This is a genomic window from Streptomyces sp. NPDC127197 (assembly GCF_042672405.1).
In the GTDB taxonomy this organism is placed as follows: Bacteria; Actinomycetota; Actinomycetes; order Streptomycetales; family Streptomycetaceae; genus Streptomyces; species Streptomyces flavusporus.
The window spans coordinates 35,723-56,283 of record NZ_JBHXVG010000036.1; the positions used below are offsets into that span (position 1 = coordinate 35,723).

Consider the following 20,561-nt stretch of genomic DNA (forward strand, 5'->3'; position numbering starts at 1 on the left):
GTCGGACAGCGACAGGGCGGTCAGCGCAGACGGTTGCGCTGCTGGTTGGTGCGGTCGTTGACGGCGTCGACGGAGTCCTCCAGCTGGTTGGTGATGGCTTGCGCCGTCACCGACACCCCACGCCTGATGCTTTCGACCGCACCATGGAGGTGGGTGCCGGTGCTGATGGCGGTCTCGGTCTCCTGCCGTTCCATAGGCCGCATCTGCTTGGCCAGCTCGTCGTCCACCCCCGGCCACGCACGCGTGGGAGCGATTCCCGCCTGGAATGCCTCGACGATGGCCCGCGCGTACTCGGCATAGCCATCGAGGTTGCCGGCCGCGTACCGCAGCCGTCCCGTGCTCGCCGAAAACACCTCGTCGGGCATGCTAGTTCTCCTCGTCCTCGTTGATCTCGTCCCGCAGCCTGCGCTGCGAGTGACGGATGTCGTCGTCGGGCTCCTCCAGGACGCCCGGGCCGAAGAGCTTGGCCCAGTCCACGGTCAGTCCGGGCATCTCGGGTATGGCGGGCAGGGCGGCCCGGGTGAGAGGGTCGAGGACGCTCATCACCTGGCGCGCCATGATCATCCTGGCGCGTTCCACGGCCTCGAGGACGCTGGCCGCCAGTTCCGCGGCCGACATGCCCCGGTACAGACCGCCGAGGAAGCGCATCGCGACCAGGGACCCCTGAGCGTCGACGGTGACCTCGACCGACCGGTCGGCCGACTGCACGGTGCAGGAGGAGTCCGCGAGTTCCTCCTCGGCCCGCGCGACGGCGGCCTCTGTCTCCTTCAACTGCTCCATCGCTTCGGCAAGTTGCCTCTGCAGGGCATCCATTTCCTCTCACCTGCCTTTCCTGCCGTTTCCGTTGCTTTTCCTACCGTTGCTCTTCCTGCCGTCGTCTGCCCGGCGGCGGGTCGCGCGGGGAGGTCGGTCATCGTCCGATGACGGCTGGTGCGCCGCCCTCGTCGGTGCCCCAGACGTCCTCGTCCTGGGGCTTCCAGTTCTCGCGGGTCCCGACGCTCTCGGTGCGACGGTAGGCGCCCGTGCCCGGAACGTGTGTGCCGGAGCTGGTGGCGGTACGTCCACGGGTGACGACGACGTCCTCGTCGTCGAGGGCGGGGGTACGGCCGCCGGTGCGCCTGGGGGTGATGCCGGCGGTGCCCTGGGCGCCCGCGTAGACCTCGCGGCGGCGCTCTGAGCCGCCGTCCTTGCCGCCGGCGCCTCCCGCGCCGGGTGCCGTCGTGCCCGGCGGCATCATGCCGGGCGGCATCATGCCCGAGGACGCCACGGCGTCCGCCCCGCCCGGGTTGAGAGGGCTGCCGCCGCCCGCGCTGGCCGCCGCGGGCTGCGCGGGCGAGCCGATACCCCGTCCGGCGACGCTGTCGTGGTCCCGGTCCTCGTCGAAGTAGGCGCTCTCCTCCGAACCGCCGGGCCCCAGGCCGCCCACCGTGGTCAGCCCGTCGTTGAGCGGGATGCTGCCACCGCCACCGGACGAGCCGGAGGCGAGGTCGCTGCTGTCGAACGTGGGCACCTCAAGGTCGAGGTCGTCCGGGAGGTTCAGGCCACCACTGCCGCTGCCGCTGCCGGTGTTGGGCAGGACGGAGCCGTTGAGGTCGGTGGTCTCGGTGGTGCCGTCCGGCCTGGTCGTGGTGAGAGTGCCTTTGTCCGGGTCGAGGGTCGTGACGGTGCCGTCGGGGCGCTCGGTGACGAGATTGCCGGTGGCCGGGTCAAGCGTCACGGTGGTGCCGTCGGGGTGGGTGGTGATGAGCGCGCCGGTGTCCGGGTTGAGGCTGACGCTCCCGCCGTGCGGTGTCTCCAGCGATCCGTTGTTGAGGTCGGTGGTGGTAGTGCCGCCGTCCGGGTCGGTGGTGGTGGCGAGGCCGGAGTCGGGGTCGACCTCGACGGCGGTGCCGTCGGGGAACGTGGTGGTCAGGGTTCCGTCCGGCGCCAGCGCGGTCAGTGTGCCGGTGTCCGGGTCGAGCACACTGACAGAGCCGTCCTGGTGTGTCGTGGTGATCGATCCATCCGGGTTGGCGACCGTGACACTACCGTCGGGGTTGAACAGGGGGCCGTCGTCCAGGTCTGTGGTGGCGGTGGAGCCGTCGGGCCTGGTTGTGACAGCGGTGCCCTGACGGGGGTTGAGGGCGACGGAACTGCCGTTTGCGTATCTCGTGGTCAGCGTGCCGTCCGGGTTGAGCTGGGTCACCGGCGGGGCCGGCAGCCCTCCACCGCTGCTGCCGGGCGTGGGCAGCAGCGGAACCCCAGGGTTGAGGGGGAAGTCGCCGATGACACCGCCGGGCGTGCCGCCGCCACCGGGCAGGTCGCCGCCGGTGCCCCCGGGCACCTCGCCGCCGCCGAGCAGACCACCGGGGTCCGGGAGGTCGCCCAGTCCGATGTCCGGGTTGAGGGGAACGCTGCCTCCGGTGCCGCCGCTCCCGCCGACCCCGGCGTCTGTCGCGGTTCCGCCCCCGCCGCCGAGCAGGCTGTCGGTGTCGGGGAGGTTGCCGAGCCCGGCATCCGGGTTCAGCGGAACGTCAACTCCGATTCCCGCGTCCGATGAGCTGCCACCCCCGCCGCCGAGCAGATCGTCCATACCGGGGAGGTCGCCCAGCTCCCGGTCCGGGTTCAGCAGGCCGCCGCCTCCGGCACCGTCGTCGGCGAACAGCCCGTCGAGGCCGTTGAAGTCGAGGCCGTCGACGGTGAACAGGTCGTTGATGTCGGGGAGGTTGTTGCCGTCCGCCCCGCTGTTGATCTGGCTGGGCGTCTCCGTGGCCACCTTGTGCACCTCGTCGCCCGCGGTTTCCCTGGCCTGCCGCCAGTTGTTGCTGAGGTGGCTCGTGACCTGCTCGGCGATCACGCCGATCGTGGCGTCGATGTGCTGGTTCCACTTGGCGATGCCCGCCTCGGCGACGCGCACCCAGGTGGACGGGTAGGCAAGGGGACCCCAGTCGTGGTCCTGACGGAAGGCCTCGGTGGTGTGGTAAGAGCTGCTGAACATCTCCGCACGAGGCGCTTGGGGAATGTCGGAATCGTCGTCTGTGCGCACCTGCAGATGGTTGTTCTCGACGATCCACAGGATGAGATCCCTGATCTCGTCCGCGACCCACCGGTAGGGATCGTGCCGCCCGTCGGCCGCCCAGTGGTCCCAGGCGGCACGCAGGGACGCCGCCCCGTGCCGCAGGGCTTCCTGGGCCCAGGCCAGTGAGTCGGCGATCTGGGTGCGGGGGGCGTGGCCGTTCAGGAAGGTGCGCCCGGAGGCGAAGTCACGGCCGCCCAACTGCTCGACATAACCGTCGTAGTTCTGGCGGATGATGTGTATCAGGTCCCAGAAGGCGCCCGCCGCCTGCCCCCGCCAGGGAGACTCCTCCTCTCCGAAGGAGCGCTCCCACTCCATCAACACGTCCGACCGGCCCTGGAAAAAGAGTGCGGCGCGGTCGAAAGCCATGCCGGTGCGCTGGAACGAATCGAGACTGACGTGGGCCGTGTCCGGGACGGAGAGTCCGGAGAACGTGGTGTGACGCGTGCTGTAGTAGGGCGGCTGGAGCAGGGCGTCCAGGGCGACGGTGGGGCCGGTGATGTAGGCGGCGAGCTGTCCCCGGTTCCACTGAGAACTGGCCTCCGCGGCGGCTCTGTCCTCCGACAGGGTGGCGCCTCCGCCAAGCAGGGGCTGGCCCGGCGGAGTGCCGATGAACCGGATGTTGACGCCCCGCATCCGGACTCCGAGCCCCGCGCCGTTGCCGCTGCGGGTCTCGTAGAACGGCACGACGTAGTCGAAGCCGTGGGTCTGCCAACCCCAACTGGTGCGCCCGACAGGCTGCATCGGCCAGTGGTCGATGCCCACGATGTCGAAGAGAGGGATGCCGTGCTGGCTCGTGAGGTCTTCGAACACGCCTGAGCGGTCGGGCATGGGATAGCCGGTGAGCAGGGTGATGGCTCTGCCCCAGGAGTCGTTGGCGGCTGCCGCACCGCCTCCGGCCTCGGGTGCGTTCTCTGACATGGCGTTCTCTCAGACAGGGTGAAGTGGGGGAGACACGTTCGGCCGATGCGGCCGGCAGGCCCGGATGCGTACGCGGGAGTGCCGGACTAGTCGGAGTCCTCGTTGTCGTCAGAAGAGTTCTCGTCGTCCGACGAGCCGGGGTCGTCGAACAGTTCGGTGATGCCGGGGGCATCCGAACCGCTATCTCCTGAGCCTCCCCCGAGAGCGTCCTCGACCTCGTCCAGATGCTCCAGGAAGTCCTTGGCGGAGATCGTCTGGAGGTTGGCCTCCTGGTGGGTGAGGAACTCGGTGATGATCTCGCCCAGGGCCTCGGAGATCGCCGGGAAGAGTTTCCGCTGGTCCTGCTGGAGGAGGTCGTCGATGTTCTGTGCCTCGTCCCGCACCCGCTCCAGCAGGGCCCCGCCGTTCACCGAACCGGAGGTCATCTGCCCGATGACCATCAGAGGGTCCTGCTGCCGGGCACCGTCGTCCGCCTCCTCGCCGCTCAGCAGGCCGACGAGGGACGGAGCCCAGTCACCACTCCTGATGCGGTCCAGTTCGCGGATGAACTCGGCGACATCGTTTTCCCGGAACGAACGCATGCCATTGGCGTCGAAACTGATGATGGCCATGGGTGTCGCGGTCCTTTCGAACGGCGGTCAGCTCAGCGCAGTCCGTCCCACATGCCCGTGCCGCGCCGGTCCACCGCCTGCCAGCCGTCCCGAAGATCCAGCAGCAGTCCGGTGTGGCCCTCGAAGATCTGCTTCATCTCGATGACGTGATTGTTCCAGGTCGCCTGGACGGCGTCGTACGCCTCGCGGGCCGCGCCCTGCCACATGGTGTAGGTGGCTATCTCGGACTGGAGGTTCGTGATGATGTCCTCGATGTTGCGGCTGACCCGCTGCATCTCCTCAGCGGTGACTTGCGTTCCGTTGGGGTCCATGTAGATGTCGGCATCGAACATGCCACCACCAGTGGGCGTCGTCATCGGTCAGACACTCCTTTGTGAAACGGGATTCGGTGTTACGGCGTTGGGAGCTCAGGGGAGCCGCTCTCACCGGCCGAGCATGGCGTTCCTGGCCGCTGCCGCGGCCACCTGCTCGGCCGCCTCGGCGGACTGATTGCTCATCATCCTGGCGTTGGTCCCGAAGGTGTCGATGATGTGGTCGAGGTCGTTCAGGATCGCGTTGGCGTGCCCGAGCCAGTCCTGGAGGAGGCGGCCGTACGCCGAACCGTCGAGACCCCCGAACTGGGTCTGCAGGTTTCCGCGCTGACCGTCGATGTTGTCGAGGTTGGTCAGGATGGCGTTCCTGGCCTCTGACAGGGTGTTGAGCGCCCTCTGGCTCTCGTCGCCATCGCCGGAGATGAGCCCTGCGGGTGTGGTCATGTCTGTCTCCTTCGGAACACTCGAGCAGCCGAACAGGCTGTGACAACGGACCGGAGTGCCGTGGGCAGGTCAGGCACCACCTGGTTTCCCACTGCTGGTTTCCCACTGCTGGTTTCCCACTGCGCACACTGACGTCCACACTGACATTACACGCAGATCGTATGATTCTGGTACAGTGCGGGTGAATTCCTAAGACGCCGGGGACAGACCGCCGTTCGCGGCCCCGGCTCTCAAGTCCTCCCTCCGCACGCGGCCGTTGTGGTCCTGACCTGCGCACTCCCCGTGGCGGCTGCCTGGCTCAGGTCCGGCCCGGTGGGCAGCATCGCGAGCAGTGGGGAAGGGAGTTGGACGGCGTCCTGAGCGCCGTATCCGAGCGCCTTCAGCGCGGTCTCATCGGTGACCCGGTACTTTACACCGCTCTCCGTGACGAGGTACGTCGTGTCACCCAACGTACGTCCGGCGGCGCCCAGCACCCGGACGAGCGCGCCGTGCCGGGGCGGCACGACGATCCCCTGGACGGCATAGCAGGCGGGGGTGGTGGACTGCTCGGTGTGCTGGGCGAGCGGAGCGAGGGCCGCGGTGGGCACCAGGGCGCCCGAGACCTTGGTGCCGTCGGAGTCACCGGGCTCGGTGACGCTGCACAGGGCGTCGGCGGCGAGGTCGGTGAGCCGGGGCGGGGCCTCGGGGAGGGCGGCTGAAGAGCCGATGCCGCCGGCTGCGAGATGGGACCCGAGGACGTCGGAGGTGAGGGTGCGGGGTCGGGGAGCCTCACCGTCGTAGGCGTCGGTTCGGGTCCTGGGGTCGCCGAGGAGAAGGGCGGCGGCGGTCTCGGTCAGCGGGCGCAGACCGTCGTCGGCCAGGACGTGCCAGACCGGGTCGCCGCCGGGGACCTGGACCTTGAAGAGCTGGCCGACCCGGGTGTCCTGGCCGCCGAGCGCGGGACCCGCGTCGCCCCGGTGGGGGACGGCGGGGGGCGTGAGATCGGGGCCGGCGGGCAGGGAGTCGAGGAAGGCGGCGGTGACCGGCCGGGGGGTGGCGGAGCCGTAGCCGAGGGAGGCCACGGCCCCGTGGTCCTCGTCGAGGCGGAGCCTGCTGCCGCGCCACATGAGGTGCAGGGTGTCGTCGGGGCCCTTCAGAAGGGCGGCCTCACCGGCGTTGAGCGGGCGGTCGGCGCCGCGGTCGCCGCCCACCGTCAGTACGGTCCCGAACCTGGCGGCGTTCGGCCCGCCGCCGTCCTCGGCCTGGGCTGGGGCGGTGGAGCACACCCGCCAGGCGCGCTGCTCCAGCCGGTCCCGGCCCGGCACGCTGTCGGGCGCCCCCTCGATGCCGACAGGGGTGCCCACGGGGGTGTCGGCCAGGGAGCGGGTGCCGACGCTGGCGACGGTGAGGTCCTCGCCGAGGAGCAGGCGGGCGGAGGCGTAGTTGCGGACAGGACGGAGGCGGCCGTCGAGGTAGAGGTAGCGAGCGCCGGTGTCCTTGTTGACGACGAGCGCGGTGCCGCTGCGCCAGGTGTTGTTGCCGCCGGGTGACAGCAGCCCGTAGACGAAGGCGCCCGCGCACAGGAGCAGGGCGATCACGATACCGAACACCATGCCGCGGCTGGTGCGGGCGAGCGGGCTTTCGGGGGCGTCCGGCTCGGCGCTGAGCATGCCGGAGTTGAGGCGGCCCATGACGAACATGTGAGCCTGGACCTGGTCTCGTTTGGACTGCACGGTGCTTCTCCGTTCCTCGGTCAGCCGTTGATGCCGCGCAGCCGGGCGAGGACGCCGAGGACCCACAGCAGCAGCGGGAGCAGGCTCACGGCGAGCAGGCTGTGCAGGATCTCGGCGGCGCGGCCCCAGTGCGGGACGAGCCGACGGCCCGGCAGGAACCACGAGGCGACGGCGAGCACCGCGGCGGTGGCGATGGCCCCGGCGGCCAGCAGCAGACGGTCGGCCGGTGAGGCGGTCGCGGCTGTGGACAGGGCCAGCAGGGTGAGTCCGGCGGCGCCGGGCAGGACCATGGCCAGGCGCTGCCAGACGTTGCCGATGCGGCGGCTGTGCAGCAGCAGAAGCAGCGACAGGACGGTGACGGTGACGCGGTCGGGCAGGGCATCGCTGGTGACCGCGGTGGCGAAGCAGCCGGTGAGCACGGCCGCGATGGCGCCGTAGAGGGCGGTCATCCATGTGCTGGCCGTCTCGGTGCGGGCGGTGACCAACTGGCTGGGGTACGGCTCGATGTCCTCCTGGAGTTGTTGCGGTGTGGAGGGCAGGAAGGGCATGCGCATCCCGGCCAGTTTGAAGGCCAGGGACGGCACGAAGGGGCTGGCGATGGCGCCGATGGCGGCGACGAGCAGAGTGCCCTCCGTGAGATCCAGTCCGGCGAAGGCCATCAGTGCGCCGGTGCCGGCACCGGCCAGGGCGGCGAGGATCAGAGCGCTGAACAGCGGGGTGTGCAGTCCGACGAGGGCGAGTGCCAGGGCCGCCGAGCCCGCGCCTGCCGCGCCCGCCGCGAGCAGGGCCGCGCCCAGCGCCTGGTCGCCCTGGTCGGCGGAGACGCCCGTGACCAGGGCCCCGGCCAGCGCGAGACAGGGCGGCGCGAAGCTCCCGAGGAGCGCGCCGGAGGCCGCGTCGCCGACCGCGCGGCCCGCGGTGGCCGCGGCGGCCAGCAGCAGTACGGCGGTGACGCCGAGCATGGTGACCCTGGTGCCATCGGCGAGCCCGGGGGTGGCGAGGATGAGCAGGCCGGTGGCGAGCGCGAGGCCGGTGAGGCCGCGCAGCAGGATGCGGCTGCTGCGCGGGCCCCACGTGTGCAGCCGGTCGCGCATGGTGTCGGCGATGCCGTCGACCAGGTCGTCCAGGCGCACTTGGGGTAGTTGGTCGCTGCGGGGTCGCAGATAGAGCACCTCGCCGTCGTTGATCCCCGACGACGCGAGGGTGCCCTCGCCCTCCAACGGGCGGCCACCGAGCGTCTGGAGGACCCAGCCGGCGTGTTCCAGACCTTCTTCCTCGGTTTCGGCACCAGTGTGGCGCAGCACTGCGGGCAGCAGGTCGGCCACGGATACGTCGGAGGGTACCGCGAGGTCGAGCGAGTGGCGGGGCGTGCGGACGGTGAGACGGCACAGTCCCGCGGTGGATATCTCGGGCATATGGACAGGCGCCTTCTTCGGGGCAGCGGCCGGACCGGCTTTGGAGTGCGGTGGTTTCGGAGGCAGACTACTCGGGTTGACACCTGATGGCGGCACGGATGGAAGTCCTTTCCGCTGCCGGCGATCCACACCAGTGTCTATCAGTGTTTATCAGTGTGCCTGACGCTGATCCCGTCCGGTGGGACCGGAGCTGCTCCGTCCACCGGCCTGCGTGTCGGTGCGTACGCGTCAGAAGACTTCGGTCTTCCTTAAGGAGGCTTTCACTTGAGTGTGATTCTCTTCAGGCGCCCGGCCCGGCGCCGGGGCCCCGAGATGCCGGACGGCGAACTGAGCCTCCAGGAGCCGCCCGCACTACCGGAGGTGGTCCCGGACACCTCGGCCGTGTGGACGTATCTGCCGATGGCGATGATGTCCGGTTCCATGATGTTCATGTTCCTGCGTCCCGGGCAGGGCAACCACGCCTTCAGCTACCTGGCGTTGGGCATGATGCTGCTGGGTGCGCTCATGATGCTGGTGGGGCAGTGGGCGCGGCGCAGTGGTGAGCGCAAGCAGCGGCTGCACGGTGAACGCCGCGACTATCTGCGGTATCTGACCCAGGTGCGTGGGCAGGTCCGTGGCGCCGTGGCTCAGCAGCAACGGGCGCTGGCGTGGCGTCATCCGGAGCCGGCGACCCTGCGCGGCCTGGTGCGTACCACCCGGCTGTGGGAACGGCGGCCGGGCGACGAGGACTTCGGCGAGGTCCGGGTCGCGGTGGGCGACCAGCAGCTCGCGTTGCAGATGACATCGTCGGCCACCATGCCGGTGGAGGACCTGGAGCCGCTCAGCGCGCATGCTCTGCGGCGCTTCGTACGGGCGTATTCCACGGTGCCGGATCAGCCGATCGCGCTGTATCTGCGGTCGTGGTCGAAGGTGCTGCTGCGTGGTGACGAGGAGGCTGGCCGTGATCTGGTGCGGGCGGCGCTGGCGCAGCTGGCGGTGTTCCACGCCCCGGACGAGCTGTGGATCGCGCTGTGCGTGGCGGAGGAGCGGCGCGGCGAGTGGGAGTGGGCCAAGTGGCTTCCGCACCATCTGCACCCGCATGAGCAGGACGGCGCGGGCGAGGCGCGGATGGCGGCGTCCTCGGTGGATGAGCTGGACGATCTGCTGGGCGCCGAGGTCTTCGAGCGTCCAGCGTTCGATCCGGAGGCGGTGCCGGGCCGGGACGAGCCGCTGACCGTCGTTGTGGTGGACGGGGTGCGGCTGTCGGCGGAACACCGGTTCAACGGGGCGGGGTTCCGCAATGTCGTCGTCGTGGACGTCTCCGGCGAGTTGGTGTGGCGCCCGGGGCGGACCACGCTGCGGCTGGATGTGCGGCGGGACCGGGTCGCTCTGGTGCGCACCGACAAGTCCCGCAAGGAGCAGTCGGCGGAGCTGGGACGGCCGGACGCGCTCGGTCCGGAGATGGCTGAGGCGCTGGCACGGCTGGTGGCGCCGTACCGGATGAGTGTGGGGTCGGACACCTCCGAACCGCTCACCACCGACACCGAGCTGACGACGCTGCTGTCGATCCCCGATCTGCACCGGCACGATCCCGCGGTCCTGTGGCGGCGAGCGACGGGTTCCTCGCGGCTGCGGGTGCCGGTGGCGGTCGGGGTGGACGGCCAGCCGGTGGAACTGGACATCAAGGAGGCCGCCCAGGGCGGGATGGGCCCGCACGGCATGCTCATCGGCGCGACCGGTTCGGGTAAGAGCGAACTGCTGCGCACCCTGGTGCTGGCGCTCGCGCTGACGAACTCCTCGGAAACCCTGAACTTCGTCCTGGTGGACTTCAAGGGCGGCGCGACCTTCCTCGGCCTGGACTCGCTGCCACACACCTCGGCGGTCATCACCAACCTCGCCGACGAGGTGGCCCTGGTGGCCCGGATGAAGGACGCCCTCCAGGGTGAGCTGATACGCCGCCAGGAGCTGCTGCGGGCCGCCGGCAACTACAGCTCGGCGCTGGAGTACGAGAAGGCACGCGCCCAGGGCGCGGAGCTCGCTCCGCTGCCGAGCCTGTTCGTCGTGGTGGACGAGTTCAGCGAACTGCTGGCGGCGCACCGCGACTTCATGGAGCTGTTCGTGATGATCGGTCGCCTGGGACGGTCGCTCGGCATACATCTGCTGCTGGCCTCGCAGCGGCTGGACGAGGGGCGGATGCACCAGCTGGAGAGCCATCTGTCGTACCGGATCGGCCTGCGGACGTTCTCCGCCATGGAGAGCCGGGGCGTGCTGGGCGTGCCCGACGCCTACGAGCTTCCGTCGCAGCCGGGTGCCGGGTTCCTCAAGCACGGTACGGACATGCTGATCCGGTTCCGGGCGGCGTATGTGTCCGGGCCCTACCGGCGGCGGCTGGCGGCGGCCGTGCGGGCCCGGGTGGCCCATCAGATCGTGCCGTGGACGTCGGCCTGGGTGGTGCCCCGGGAGCCGGTGGCGGCCCCGGAGCCGGATGTTCCGGAGGGCGACGACGAGAACGCCGAGTCCTTGCTCGCCATCGCCGTGGAGCGGCTGCGGGACGCCGGGCCGCCCGCACACCAGGTGTGGCTGCCGCCGCTGAACGAACCGCCGACGCTGGACCGGCTGCTGCCCGGCCTGGCCGCGGACGCGGAGTACGGGCTGCGCGCCGCCCACTGGCCGGGCACGGGACGGCTCAGAGTGCCGGTCGGCATCGTGGACAAGCCGTTCGAGCAGCGGCGCGACCTGCTGACGGTGGACCTTTCGGGGGCGGGCGGTCATGTGGCGATCGCGGGTGGCTCACAGAGCGGCAAGTCGACGCTGGTACGGACGCTCATGTCGGCGCTGGCGCTCACCCACACCCCGGCCGAGGTGCAGTTCTACTGTCTGGACCTGGGCGGTGGCACGCTGGCGCAGCTCGCCGGGCTGCCGCATGTCGGCGGGGTCGCGGCGCGGCTGCACGCCGACCGCGTCAAGCGGACGGCCGCGGAGGTCACGGCGGTGCTCAACCACCGGGAGCAGCTCTTCGCCGACCACGCCATCGACTCGATGACGACCTACCGCAAACGCCGTGCGCAGGGCGACTTCCCCGAGGAGCGGCACGGGGACGTGTTCCTCGTGGTGGACGGCTGGCAGACGGTCCGGCAGGACTTCGACCATCTGCTGCCGGTGGTGAACCGCATCGCCACCTCGGGCCTGAACTATGGCGTCCATCTGATCGTGACGACGACGCGGTGGGTGGAGCTGTCGGCGCAGGTGCGCGACCAGGCGGCGACGAAACTGGAGCTGCGCCTCGGCGACGGCATCGACTCGCTGGTGGACACCCGCAAGGCCAGGGAGGTGCCCAACATCAGCGGGCGGGGCCTCACCTTCGGTGACAAGATGCACTTCCTGAGCGCGCTGCCGCGTATCGACGGGCGAGAGAGCGCGGAGGAACTGGCGGACGGCCTCAGTGACCTCATCGCCCGGGTATCGGAGGCGTGGCAGGGGCCGAGTGCGCCGCCGGTGCGGACGTTGCCGTCCAGGCTGCCCGTGCGGGCTCTGCCCGGGCCGGAGCGGCAGGGCCCGGCACTCAGGGTGGCCATCGGCCTGGACGAGGAGCAGCTGGCGCCGGTGTGGCACGACTTCAGCCGTACGCCGCACCTGATGGCGGTCGGTGACACCGAGAGCGGCAAGACCAACCTCCTTAAGCTGTTCGTGCGGGCGATCGTCGAGCGCTACTCGCCGCAGGAGGCGAGGATTCTCACTGTGGACTTCCGGCGGAGCCTCGCGGAGGCGGTGCCGGAGGAGTACCGGCTGGGTACGGCGGTGTCGACGCAGGTCCTCCAGGAGCTGGTGGCCGGGGCGGCGGACGCCCTCAAGCAGCGGCTGCCGGGGGCGGACATCACCCCGGCGCGCATGCAGCTGGCGGACTGGTGGACCGGCCCGCGGCTGTTCGTGCTCGTCGACGACTACGAGCTGCTCGGCGGCGGCACCATGGGTGTGCATCCGCTGGCGCCGTTCTTCGAGTACCTGCCGCTGGGACACGAGGTGGGGCTGAACCTGGTGGTCGTCCGCTCGGCGACGGGTGCCTCACGGGCCGTGTCGGACGCCCTGATGCGGCGGCTTGACGAGGCGAACGCGCCGGGTCTGCTGCTGTCGTGCCCGCCGACGGAGGGCTATGTGTTCGGCAACTTCAAGCCGAAGAACCTGCCGGCGGGCCGTGGGCACTACTTCGTGCGCCGCAAGCCGGTGATGATCCAGACGGCGGTGCTGGAGGAGGAGGGGCAGGAGTAGGAGAAGCGCGGGGCGGCCCGGCCGGGGAGCGGCTGGGCCGCCGTCATACGCGTTCCTGGCCGGAGAAGACTCTGACGGCCCAGGTGATCGCCAGAACGCCCGACGCCGTAGCCCAGGCGAGTCCCACCAGGACACCTGGATTGTCGAAGTCGCCGATGAAGACTTGCCTGGACGCCGTCATGACATGAGCGGCCGGGTTGAACTGCGACAGCTTGAAGAGCCATTCGGGAGCGAGTTCCTCGGTGATGGGAAGAAAGGTTCCCGACAGCAGCAGGAGAGGCATCAGCGACACGTTCACCACAACGGGAACGGTCTCCTCATTGTTGATCCACAGCGCCAGGGCGTAGGAACACGAGGACAGCACGACGGCAAGCGCGGCCGTGAACGCCAGCGCGGCCAGGACGCCGAGAACGGGAGCCTTCAGCCCGAAGGAGAAGTGGCACAACACAAGAATGAGGATCGACTGTACGAGCGTGTAGGCCGTCACGCACGCCACCTTGCCCAGCAACAGGGCGGCCGGTTTCAGGGACGTGACCCGGAATCTCTCCAGGACGCCACTGCGGCTTTCCACCAGCAGGTTCAAGCCGACGGTCGATGTCCCGACCAGCACCATCTGAAGCATCAGAGCGGGGGCGAATATCTGCCACATCGTACCCGGCGGGAACCCGGGAGTGTAGGCGACGTATTTCTTCAGCAATGGGCCAAAGAAATACATGAAAAGCAGTGGTTGCAGCAGGCCCAGGGCCATCCAGGTCGGCTGTCTCACCCGGTGGCTGATTTCCCGGCTGAACACGAGATATGTTTGGTGCAGCAGCATTTGATCGTCTCTCAGCAGCTCATTTTCCGGCATCGCGGTTGCCGGATATGGGTTTCCCGGTCACATGCGAGAACACCTCGTCTAGGGTCGGCCGTTGGATGTGCAGCGACGTCGTCGTCACCTCGGCCTCGTTCAGCGCGTGGACAATGTCCGGCAGGGCGTTGTCGCTGGAGACCTTCGCGCGCACAGAACCGTCCCTCTCCTTCGAGACGTTCGCCACGCCCGGTGCCGAACTCAGCGCGACCACCGCGTCATCGAGGAGTTCCGGAGGCACCCGGAGCGTCAGGGTGTCCTCGGTCACCTGGGACTTCAGGGTGTCCGGAGCGCCGTCGGCGACGATCTGCCCGCCGTCCATGATGAGGAGACGGTCCGCCAGGGCGTCGGCCTCGTCGAGGTAGTGCGTGGTGAGGAGCACCGTGATCCCGTCCTCGCGGTGCAGCCTGCGGATGTATTCCCACACATTCGCGCGGCTCTGGGGATCGAGTCCGGTCGTCGGCTCGTCCAGGAACAGAATCGACGGTGAGTGCACGAGGCTGAGCGCTATTTCGACTCTCCGCCGCTCTCCGCCGGAGAGGTTCTTCGTCAGTCGGCGCATGAGATGGTCGAATCCGAACGCCTGCGCAAGTTCCTCCGCCCGCTGTTGAGCGGCCTTCTTGCGCAGACCGTGCAGCCGTCCCTGGATAAGCATTTCCTCGGCCACACTGCTGCCCGGCGACAGACCGTTGCCCTGTGCGACGTAACCGATGTGACGACGGATCTCCTTGGTCTGGCTCAGCAGGTCGAACCCGGCGATCTGCGCCATTCCCGCAGTAGGGCGCAGAAGCGTCGTCAGCATCCGCATCGAGGTCGTCTTGCCGGCACCGTTGGGACCCAGGAACCCGACACATTCCCCTTCTTTTATGGAAATGTCAAGCCTCTTGACGGCGCCCACTTCCTCGCTCCGGGATCCCTTGCGCCGATAGGTCTTCGCCAGTCCACGCGTGACGATGGCGCTCATGTGACTTTGTCCTTTTGCTGGGGGTGCGGCGACCGGGGTCACCAGGTCACGGGCAGGGAGTCCAACGCATAGACCGCCGCGTACGACCGGAGAGCAAGCTGGTCTTCCGTGACGGCGGGCCGTATGCCCGGAAGCCTGCGGAACAGCAGGGGAAGTGCAGTGCGCAGTTCGGCCCGGGCCAGCGGCGCGCCCAGGCAGTAGTGGATGCCGTGCCCGAATGCCAGATGCGGGTTCTTCTCCCGGTGAGGATCGAACACGTCGGGCTCGGTGAACCGGTCGTCCCGATTTCCGGACGGGAGAAAACAGGCCAGCCGCTCACCGCGCCTGACGCGCTGCCCGCCCAGCACGCAGTCCTCGCGAGCCACACGCGGCACCCCGGTCTGTACCACGGTCAGATAGCGGAGGAGTTCCTCCACGACCGTGGGCGCCTGCTGTGGATCCAGCAGCATCTCGGCCCCGTCGGGGTGCCGCATCAGCAGCAGACTGCCGAACGACAGCATGTGCGCGGTCGTTTCGAAGCCGCCGAGCAGCAGAAGATCCGCGATCCCTACCAACTCGGTGTCGTCGATCTGCCCCGCATGCTCCCTTATCAGGTCGCCGATCAGTCCGTCGCCCGGATGCGAACGGTTGCGGTCGACCAGCTCGCGCATGTAAGCCAGTGAGTCCTCTAGAGCCTTTCCGCGGGCCCGTTCGCTCTCTCTTCCGTCGAACCGTTTCCGAGCACGTTCCTGGAACTCCGCCCGGTCCTCGTACGGCACGCCGAGAAGCTCGCATATGACTTGGGACGGAATGGGCAGGGAGAAGTCGTCGACCAGATCTGCCTCATGACCGCGTCGGATCATTCGATCGATGGAGCCCGTGACGAGTCTCTCGATCGTAGCGAACAGACCATTCAAGCCGTATGCGCAGGGGGATGCGTGCAGAATTGCCGAAACGTTTCTCTTTCGAGTTCGAATCAGGGCATCTGTCGACGCGTCAGAGGCTCTAGCTTCGCTCTAGGGTGGCTGTCCAGATGAGGAAACAAAGGTTTGTGTTTTCTCTCAGGTGAATGATTGCGCCGGGCAGAGCCTCCGCTGTTCACCGAACGCGGAATTCGGTTGCATCCCCGTTCGGGGCGGATGTGCGCAGGGATTGCGCGCGAAAAGCCGTACTGGTCAGCTTGTTGACTCGCGTCGGGACTCTGGAGGTGATGCGCGTGTTGAGAAGGATTTCTACTGGTTGCCCGATCTGTCGGCAAGTCCCTCATCCTCCGTCCTCCTCCCCCCGCCGTCGGCGCGCGTGCACCGCCAGGGTCGACCAGGCCACCACGCCCGCGGTGGCCGCCCCGACGCCGGCCATCAGCGTGCCTCGGCGCACCGCCGCCTCGGTGGGCTCGGTGTAGGAGAGCCGGACGGGCCGGGGTGTGGGCTCCGGGACCGCTTCCGGGCCGGACACGGAGCTGCTGAGCGCGGCGTAGAGGTCCAGTCTGGGCACCGTGGCGGGGTAGGCGCTCCTGGTGAGCCGGTCGGCGGCAGCGGCAGCGGAAAGGTCCGGGTACAGGTCGCGCACCAAGGCCGCCGCACCCGCCACAAAGGCGGCGGCGAGCGCCGAACCGCTGCTGATGAAGTGGCCCTTGCCGCGTGGGCCCACGCCGATCACCCCCGCCCCGGGCGCGGACAGATCAGCGTCTTCGGGCAGCGCCGTACCGTCCGCGAGAGAGCCGTCCGGCGCCGTGCCCAGCACGGACAGTACGCCGTGCTGTGCGGCGGGCCAGTAGTCCCGGGGCGGAGCCGGTTCCTCCCCCGACTCGATCTGGGGCGCCGCGGAAGCCACGACCAGAGCGTCCTTGTCGGCGGCGTGCTCCACGGCACGGGTCAGGGCGGATGACTTCGTGGGGAGCGCCGGACCCACCAGGATGACCCGGGCACCGGCGTCGGCGGCGTCCCGGATGCCCGCGGCGAGTGAGGACGCTGTCGCCCTTCCGCGCTGGTCGGTTCCGCGTACGGCGAAGACGTGCGCCTCGGGCGCCACCCCGCTGAACTCCGTACCGGAGACGGGGGCCGCCGCGACCAGCCCGGCGAGGAAGGAGCCGTGCCCGACGCAGTCACCGTCGCCGCTGACCCGGGTGACACGGCCCTCCAGCCGGGCTGTTCCGGTGGCGACGCCGGTGTCCACGACGGCGACCTCGACCCCGCCGCCCCGGCTGAACCGCCAGGCCTGTTCGAGGTCGAGGGAGCGCTGGTAACCGGGTTCGGCCCGCACCGTGCGGGACGAGCCTCCGGTGCAGGGGGCGTCGTCGTCGAGGACGGCGGGCATCACCGGCAGCTTCACCTCGGTCGCCCGCGCGGCGGTGCCCCCGGCCGCGGACGCTGTCTGGGGCACCAGCAACGCCAGTGCGGCCGCGGCGGACGCGACGCCCAGCACCGGACCGCCCGGGCGGGCGCGACGGGCCCGCCGAGAGGCGCGGGGCGCGAGGATGGCTCGGACGAGGCCGGTTCCGGATCCGGTGCCGGTCACAGCGCCACCGCTTCGGCCAGGTCTTCGGGGAGCAGGGTGCGCAGTTCCTCCAGGGACGGCGCCGACATCTTGCTGAGCCGACCCGCCTGCCTGGTGATCATGCCTTCGAGGACCCGGCGCGCGAGCCGTGCGTTGCCGAACGTCCGGTCACGGGGCACGGAGTCGAAGTACGCCCGCAGGGCGGATGCGGTGCCGGGCGCGCAGTCGTAGTGGGCCGCCGCCGCGTGCCGGCGCACGATGGTGACCAGTTCGTGGGAGGAGTAGTCGGCGAACTCCACGCGGCGTGAGAAGCGCGACGCCAGACCGGGGTTGGAGGACAGGAAGTCGTCCATCTCCTCGGTGTAACCGGCGACGATCACCACGACCTCGTCCCGGTGGTCCTCCATCAGCTTCAGCAGTGTGTCCACCGCCTCCCGGCCGAAGTCGGCGCCGGAAGCGCCCGCCGGGGTGAGGGTGTAGGCCTCGTCGACGAAGAGCACACCGCCGCGGGCCCGTTCGAAGACCTCCCGGGTGAGCTGGGCGGTGTGCCCGATGTACCGGCCGACCAGATCGGCCCGGGAGACCTCGACGAGCTGGCCGCGCGGCAGCACACCGAGGGAGACCAGCAGTTCCGCGTAGAGGCGGGCAACGGTGGTCTTGCCGGTGCCGGGCGGGCCAGTGAACACCAGGTGGTTGCTGATGCGGGGCGCGGGCAGCCCGGCGGCCTCCCGGCGCCGCGCGGTGCCCAGCAGGTTGACCAGGTCGGTGACGTCCCGCTTCACCGTGGCCAGGCCGGTCAGCTCGTTCAGCCGCTCCAGCGGGGTGCCGGAATCCGCCCCCGTACCCGCGACCTCGGCGGCCTCCTTCTCGCCGACGTCCACCGGCAGCAGTGTCGTCAGATCACCGGGTTCGGGGTCGCGTACGGCGGAGAGCCGGTACGCCTGCCGGTCGACCATCTCTTCGAACACCTGCCGGGCCGCGCGGCCGTTGCCGAAGTTCGCGTCCCGGGGCATCCGCTCGAACAGCAGCGTCAGCGCCTCCCGCGTGCCCTCGCCCAGTACGTACTGGTGGGAGGCGCACAGGCTCTCCATGATCGCTACGAGTTCGGACACGGTGTAGTTCTCGAACTCGATCGTGCGCGAGAAACGGGACTCAAGGCCCGGGTTGGATGCAGTGAACTCGGCCATGCGGTCGGAGTATCCAGCCACCACGACCACGACCTCCTCCCGGTGGTCCTCCATCAGCTTCAGCAGCGTGTCCACCGCCTCCCGGCCGAAGTCCGCGCCGGAACGGCCGCCGTCCGACAGCAGGCTGTAGGCCTCGTCGATGAACAGCACCCCGCCGAGGGCGCGCTGGAACGCCTCCGTGGTCTTGATGGCGGTGCCGCCGATCACCTGGGCGACCAGGTCGGCCCGGGAGACCTCGACGAGGTGCCCGCTGGGCAGCGCGCCGAGACCGGCCAGGATTGACCCGTACAGCCGGGCCACGGTCGTCTTGCCGGTGCCGGGCGGGCCCGCGAAGACCAGGTGGCGGGCCATCGGCGGGGCGGGCATGCCGAGTTCGGCGCGGCGGTGGGCGAGCTGCGCGAGGCTCACCAGGGTGCGCACCTGGTGCTTGACGTTCTCCAGGCCGATGAGCCGGTCGAGTTCGGCGAGCGGGCCGGAGCCCTGCGCGAGCCGACCGGGGGTCAGGTGGTCGAGGGCGCCCTCGCCGTACGCGTCCGGGGCCCCGTTGCCGGCCGAGTCCAGGTCCTCGACGGACAGCCGGTCGCCGGGCCGGGTCTGTACCAGGCCGGCGCCCTGGTTCTCCCGGGCCGAGCAGCCGGCCAGCACGATGGGCTCGGTGCTGTCGATATGGAAGCCGTCGCCGCCGCAGGCGTCGGACACACAGGAGTTGAGAGAGCCACGGGCCTGCTCGGCGAGGACGATGCCGTGCTCGTCCGCTGCCCGCACCCGCAGGCGGTTCGCGGTCATCTCACCGCCCGCCTCGACCAGTACGCCGACGCCCTTCGCCCCGGTGACCACGCAGTCCCGCACCGTCACCGTTCCCTCGGACCCGACGACGAGTCCCGGAGCCTGCGGCTCCTCGATGCGGCTGCCGCCGATGTAGAGGTCGCCGCCGCCGGCGACGTACACCGCGCTCTCCCCGGTCCGCTCCAGGTGGCAGTTCTCCAGCCGTCCGCGCCCCGAGTCCGCCACGTCCACGCCGCGTCCGCCGGATCCGAGCAACCGAGCGCGCCGGACCAGCGGATTGGCGCCGCCGCGCACGGACACCGCCGTACCGCGGATGTCCGCCAGCTCCAGCCGGTCGAGTTCCGGGGCGGCCTGGCCGCCGAACTCGGCGCCGGAGGCGCTGTCGCGCACGGACAGGCCGATCAGGACCGGTGTGGCGGCGCCGTTCACCTGGAGGGCGGCGACGTCGGCCGACTCCAGCCAGCAGTCCTCAAGGGTTCCTCGGGAGCGCTCCGTGATCAGCAGCCCTGGTCCCTTGGTGCGGCTCGCGCGGCAGCGGCGCAGCACCGGATCGGTTCCGTTGGTCAGGACGAACCCGGCGGCACTGGTCGCCGTCACCCGCACCTCCTCCAGCTCGTTGCGGGCCACGCTCGACAACTGCACCCCGGTGCTGGTGTCGTGCACCACCGTGCGCAGCACCCGCGTGGTGCTGTTCTCCTCCAGCGCGAGGGCGGGTTTGTCGGTGGAGGAGATGTCGCAGTCCTCCACGGAGCCCGCCGCCGACCCGTTCGCGAGCACGCCGTTGCCCCGGGCGTCTCTGATGGTGCAGCCGCGTACGGTGGCATGGCTCTGGTCGCTCAGGACCACGCCGCTGGTGCCCAGGTGCTCCACGACGGTGGACTCGATTGTGGACGCCCGGCCGGAGGTGTCGACGATGCCCGCCCCGCGCGGGTTGCTCACCCGGCAGTCCCGCATGGCCAGCGCACCGTTGTCCCTCGCCAGTACGGCGGTCCAGGCGGCGCCGGTGATCTCGCAGCCATCCATGGCCAGTTGGCCGCGTAGCGCGGCGACGACAGGCACCTCCTCGTCCCGGCCGCGCAGCACGATGTCCGTCATCATCATCGAGTCCGCCTTGAGGATCAGCGCGCTGCCCTCGGGAGGGCAGATGTGGACGGAGCCACGGGCCTCCTCGGCGGTTATGGTGACCCGGGTCGTGACCACCAGGTTCTCCGGGTACTGCCCCGGTGCGACGCTGATTACCGCGCCGCTGCGGGCCCGGCTCAGCGCTTCGCCGAGAGTGCGGTGTGCGCCGGGCCGCGACGGGCCGACATGGAGTACCTGGCGTGACACAAGCGAAATCCTCCTCGTCCTGGCACCGCGTGGCCCTCTGACATGGGTCGGATGCCGGTGCGGCAGTGCCTTCATCGCCCGTAGCCCGTCCTCGCACCGAATGACACTGCACGGGGCACAACACACAGCGGCCACAATACGCCTACCGGGTGGCGTACGTAGGCGATCCGGCTCGGCACTTCGGTGGGGAATGGTGTCACATCGACATGGCACAATGCCGCCATCGCCGAGCCTTCGGCGGTCAGAGGGCGTTGGG

14 protein-coding genes are annotated in these 20,561 nt (G+C 69.9%); 1 reads left to right on the forward strand and 13 read right to left on the reverse strand.

All coding sequences use genetic code 11. The features are described 5' to 3' along the window. Positions 1–20: 20 nt before the first annotated feature. The 8 genes from ACFVJQ_RS36385 to eccD form a co-directional block, all read right to left on the reverse strand. The gene (locus ACFVJQ_RS36385) at positions 21–365 is read right to left on the reverse strand and encodes a hypothetical protein (protein WP_385515531.1); all 345 of its coding nucleotides are present in this window, start codon (positions 363–365) and stop codon (positions 21–23) included. Position 366: 1 nt separating this feature from the next. Continuing rightward, complete coding sequence (locus ACFVJQ_RS36390) at positions 367–813, reverse strand: YbaB/EbfC family nucleoid-associated protein (RefSeq protein ID WP_385789953.1); 447 nt, start codon at positions 811–813, stop codon at positions 367–369. 97 nt (positions 814–910) lie between these two features. Then, positions 911–3,976, reverse strand: a complete 3,066-nt coding sequence (locus ACFVJQ_RS36395; protein ID WP_385789957.1) for an AAWKG family protein — start codon at positions 3,974–3,976, stop codon at positions 911–913. Positions 3,977–4,062: 86 nt separating this feature from the next. Continuing rightward, positions 4,063–4,587 (reverse strand): type VII secretion system-associated protein, encoded by a 525-nt coding sequence (locus ACFVJQ_RS36400; protein ID WP_385515528.1) that lies wholly within the window; start codon positions 4,585–4,587, stop codon positions 4,063–4,065. A 32-nt stretch (positions 4,588–4,619) separates the two neighbouring features. Beyond that, a complete protein-coding gene (locus ACFVJQ_RS36405) occupies positions 4,620–4,943 on the reverse strand; it encodes a WXG100 family type VII secretion target (protein ID WP_385515527.1) in 324 nt (107 codons plus the stop codon). Positions 4,944–5,009: 66 nt separating this feature from the next. Then, positions 5,010–5,342, reverse strand: coding sequence for a hypothetical protein (locus tag ACFVJQ_RS36410; RefSeq protein ID WP_385515526.1), 333 nt, complete (start codon positions 5,340–5,342; stop codon positions 5,010–5,012). Positions 5,343–5,572: 230 nt separating this feature from the next. Beyond that, complete coding sequence (eccB, locus tag ACFVJQ_RS36415; protein ID WP_385515525.1) at positions 5,573–7,054, reverse strand: type VII secretion protein EccB; 1,482 nt, start codon at positions 7,052–7,054, stop codon at positions 5,573–5,575. Positions 7,055–7,074: 20 nt separating this feature from the next. Further along, complete coding sequence (gene eccD / locus ACFVJQ_RS36420) at positions 7,075–8,469, reverse strand: type VII secretion integral membrane protein EccD (RefSeq protein ID WP_385789959.1); 1,395 nt, start codon at positions 8,467–8,469, stop codon at positions 7,075–7,077. 312 nt (positions 8,470–8,781) lie between these two features. Here eccD and eccCa point away from each other — a divergent pair, with 312 nt between their 5' ends. Beyond that, positions 8,782–12,714 (forward strand): type VII secretion protein EccCa, encoded by a 3,933-nt coding sequence (eccCa, locus tag ACFVJQ_RS36425; protein ID WP_385515547.1) that lies wholly within the window; start codon positions 8,782–8,784, stop codon positions 12,712–12,714. A gap of 43 nt (positions 12,715–12,757) precedes the next feature. Here eccCa and ACFVJQ_RS36430 read toward each other — a convergent pair whose 3' ends face one another. From ACFVJQ_RS36430 to ACFVJQ_RS36450, 5 genes are all read right to left on the reverse strand, one after another. Then, positions 12,758–13,564 carry an ABC transporter permease gene (locus tag ACFVJQ_RS36430; RefSeq protein ID WP_385515523.1) on the reverse strand — a complete coding sequence of 269 codons (807 nt, stop codon included), beginning with the start codon at positions 13,562–13,564 and terminating at the stop codon, positions 12,758–12,760. Continuing rightward, positions 13,551–14,528 (reverse strand): ATP-binding cassette domain-containing protein, encoded by a 978-nt coding sequence (locus ACFVJQ_RS36435; RefSeq protein ID WP_385515522.1) that lies wholly within the window; start codon positions 14,526–14,528, stop codon positions 13,551–13,553. Before ACFVJQ_RS36435 ends, ACFVJQ_RS36430 begins: the two co-directional genes overlap by 14 nt. A 38-nt stretch (positions 14,529–14,566) precedes the next feature. Continuing rightward, the gene (locus ACFVJQ_RS36440) at positions 14,567–15,178 is read right to left on the reverse strand and encodes a cytochrome P450 (protein ID WP_385789962.1); all 612 of its coding nucleotides are present in this window, start codon (positions 15,176–15,178) and stop codon (positions 14,567–14,569) included. 592 nt (positions 15,179–15,770) lie between these two features. After that, complete coding sequence (locus ACFVJQ_RS36445; protein WP_385789964.1) at positions 15,771–17,024, reverse strand: S8 family serine peptidase; 1,254 nt, start codon at positions 17,022–17,024, stop codon at positions 15,771–15,773. After that, positions 17,021–20,305 carry a right-handed parallel beta-helix repeat-containing protein gene (locus ACFVJQ_RS36450; RefSeq protein ID WP_385789966.1) on the reverse strand — a complete coding sequence of 1,095 codons (3,285 nt, stop codon included), beginning with the start codon at positions 20,303–20,305 and terminating at the stop codon, positions 17,021–17,023. Before ACFVJQ_RS36450 ends, ACFVJQ_RS36445 begins: the two co-directional genes overlap by 4 nt. Positions 20,306–20,561: the final 256 nt, after the last annotated feature.

Coding starts and splice junctions, on each gene's coding strand:
- eccCa (WP_385515547.1), top strand. CDS start 8,782: ATGCCGGACGGCGAACTGAGCCTCCAGGAGCCGCCCGCACTACCGGAG.
- eccD (WP_385789959.1), bottom strand. CDS start 8,469: ATGCCCGAGATATCCACCGCGGGACTGTGCCGTCTCACCGTCCGCACG.
- ACFVJQ_RS36400 (WP_385515528.1), bottom strand. CDS start 4,587: ATGGCCATCATCAGTTTCGACGCCAATGGCATGCGTTCGTTCCGGGAA.
- ACFVJQ_RS36410 (WP_385515526.1), bottom strand. CDS start 5,342: ATGACCACACCCGCAGGGCTCATCTCCGGCGATGGCGACGAGAGCCAG.
- ACFVJQ_RS36390 (WP_385789953.1), bottom strand. CDS start 813: ATGGATGCCCTGCAGAGGCAACTTGCCGAAGCGATGGAGCAGTTGAAG.
- ACFVJQ_RS36440 (WP_385789962.1), bottom strand. CDS start 15,178: ATGCGCGAGCTGGTCGACCGCAACCGTTCGCATCCGGGCGACGGACTG.
- ACFVJQ_RS36435 (WP_385515522.1), bottom strand. CDS start 14,528: ATGAGCGCCATCGTCACGCGTGGACTGGCGAAGACCTATCGGCGCAAG.
- ACFVJQ_RS36405 (WP_385515527.1), bottom strand. CDS start 4,943: ATGACGACGCCCACTGGTGGTGGCATGTTCGATGCCGACATCTACATG.
- ACFVJQ_RS36395 (WP_385789957.1), bottom strand. CDS start 3,976: ATGTCAGAGAACGCACCCGAGGCCGGAGGCGGTGCGGCAGCCGCCAAC.
- ACFVJQ_RS36385 (WP_385515531.1), bottom strand. CDS start 365: ATGCCCGACGAGGTGTTTTCGGCGAGCACGGGACGGCTGCGGTACGCG.
- ACFVJQ_RS36430 (WP_385515523.1), bottom strand. CDS start 13,564: ATGCCGGAAAATGAGCTGCTGAGAGACGATCAAATGCTGCTGCACCAA.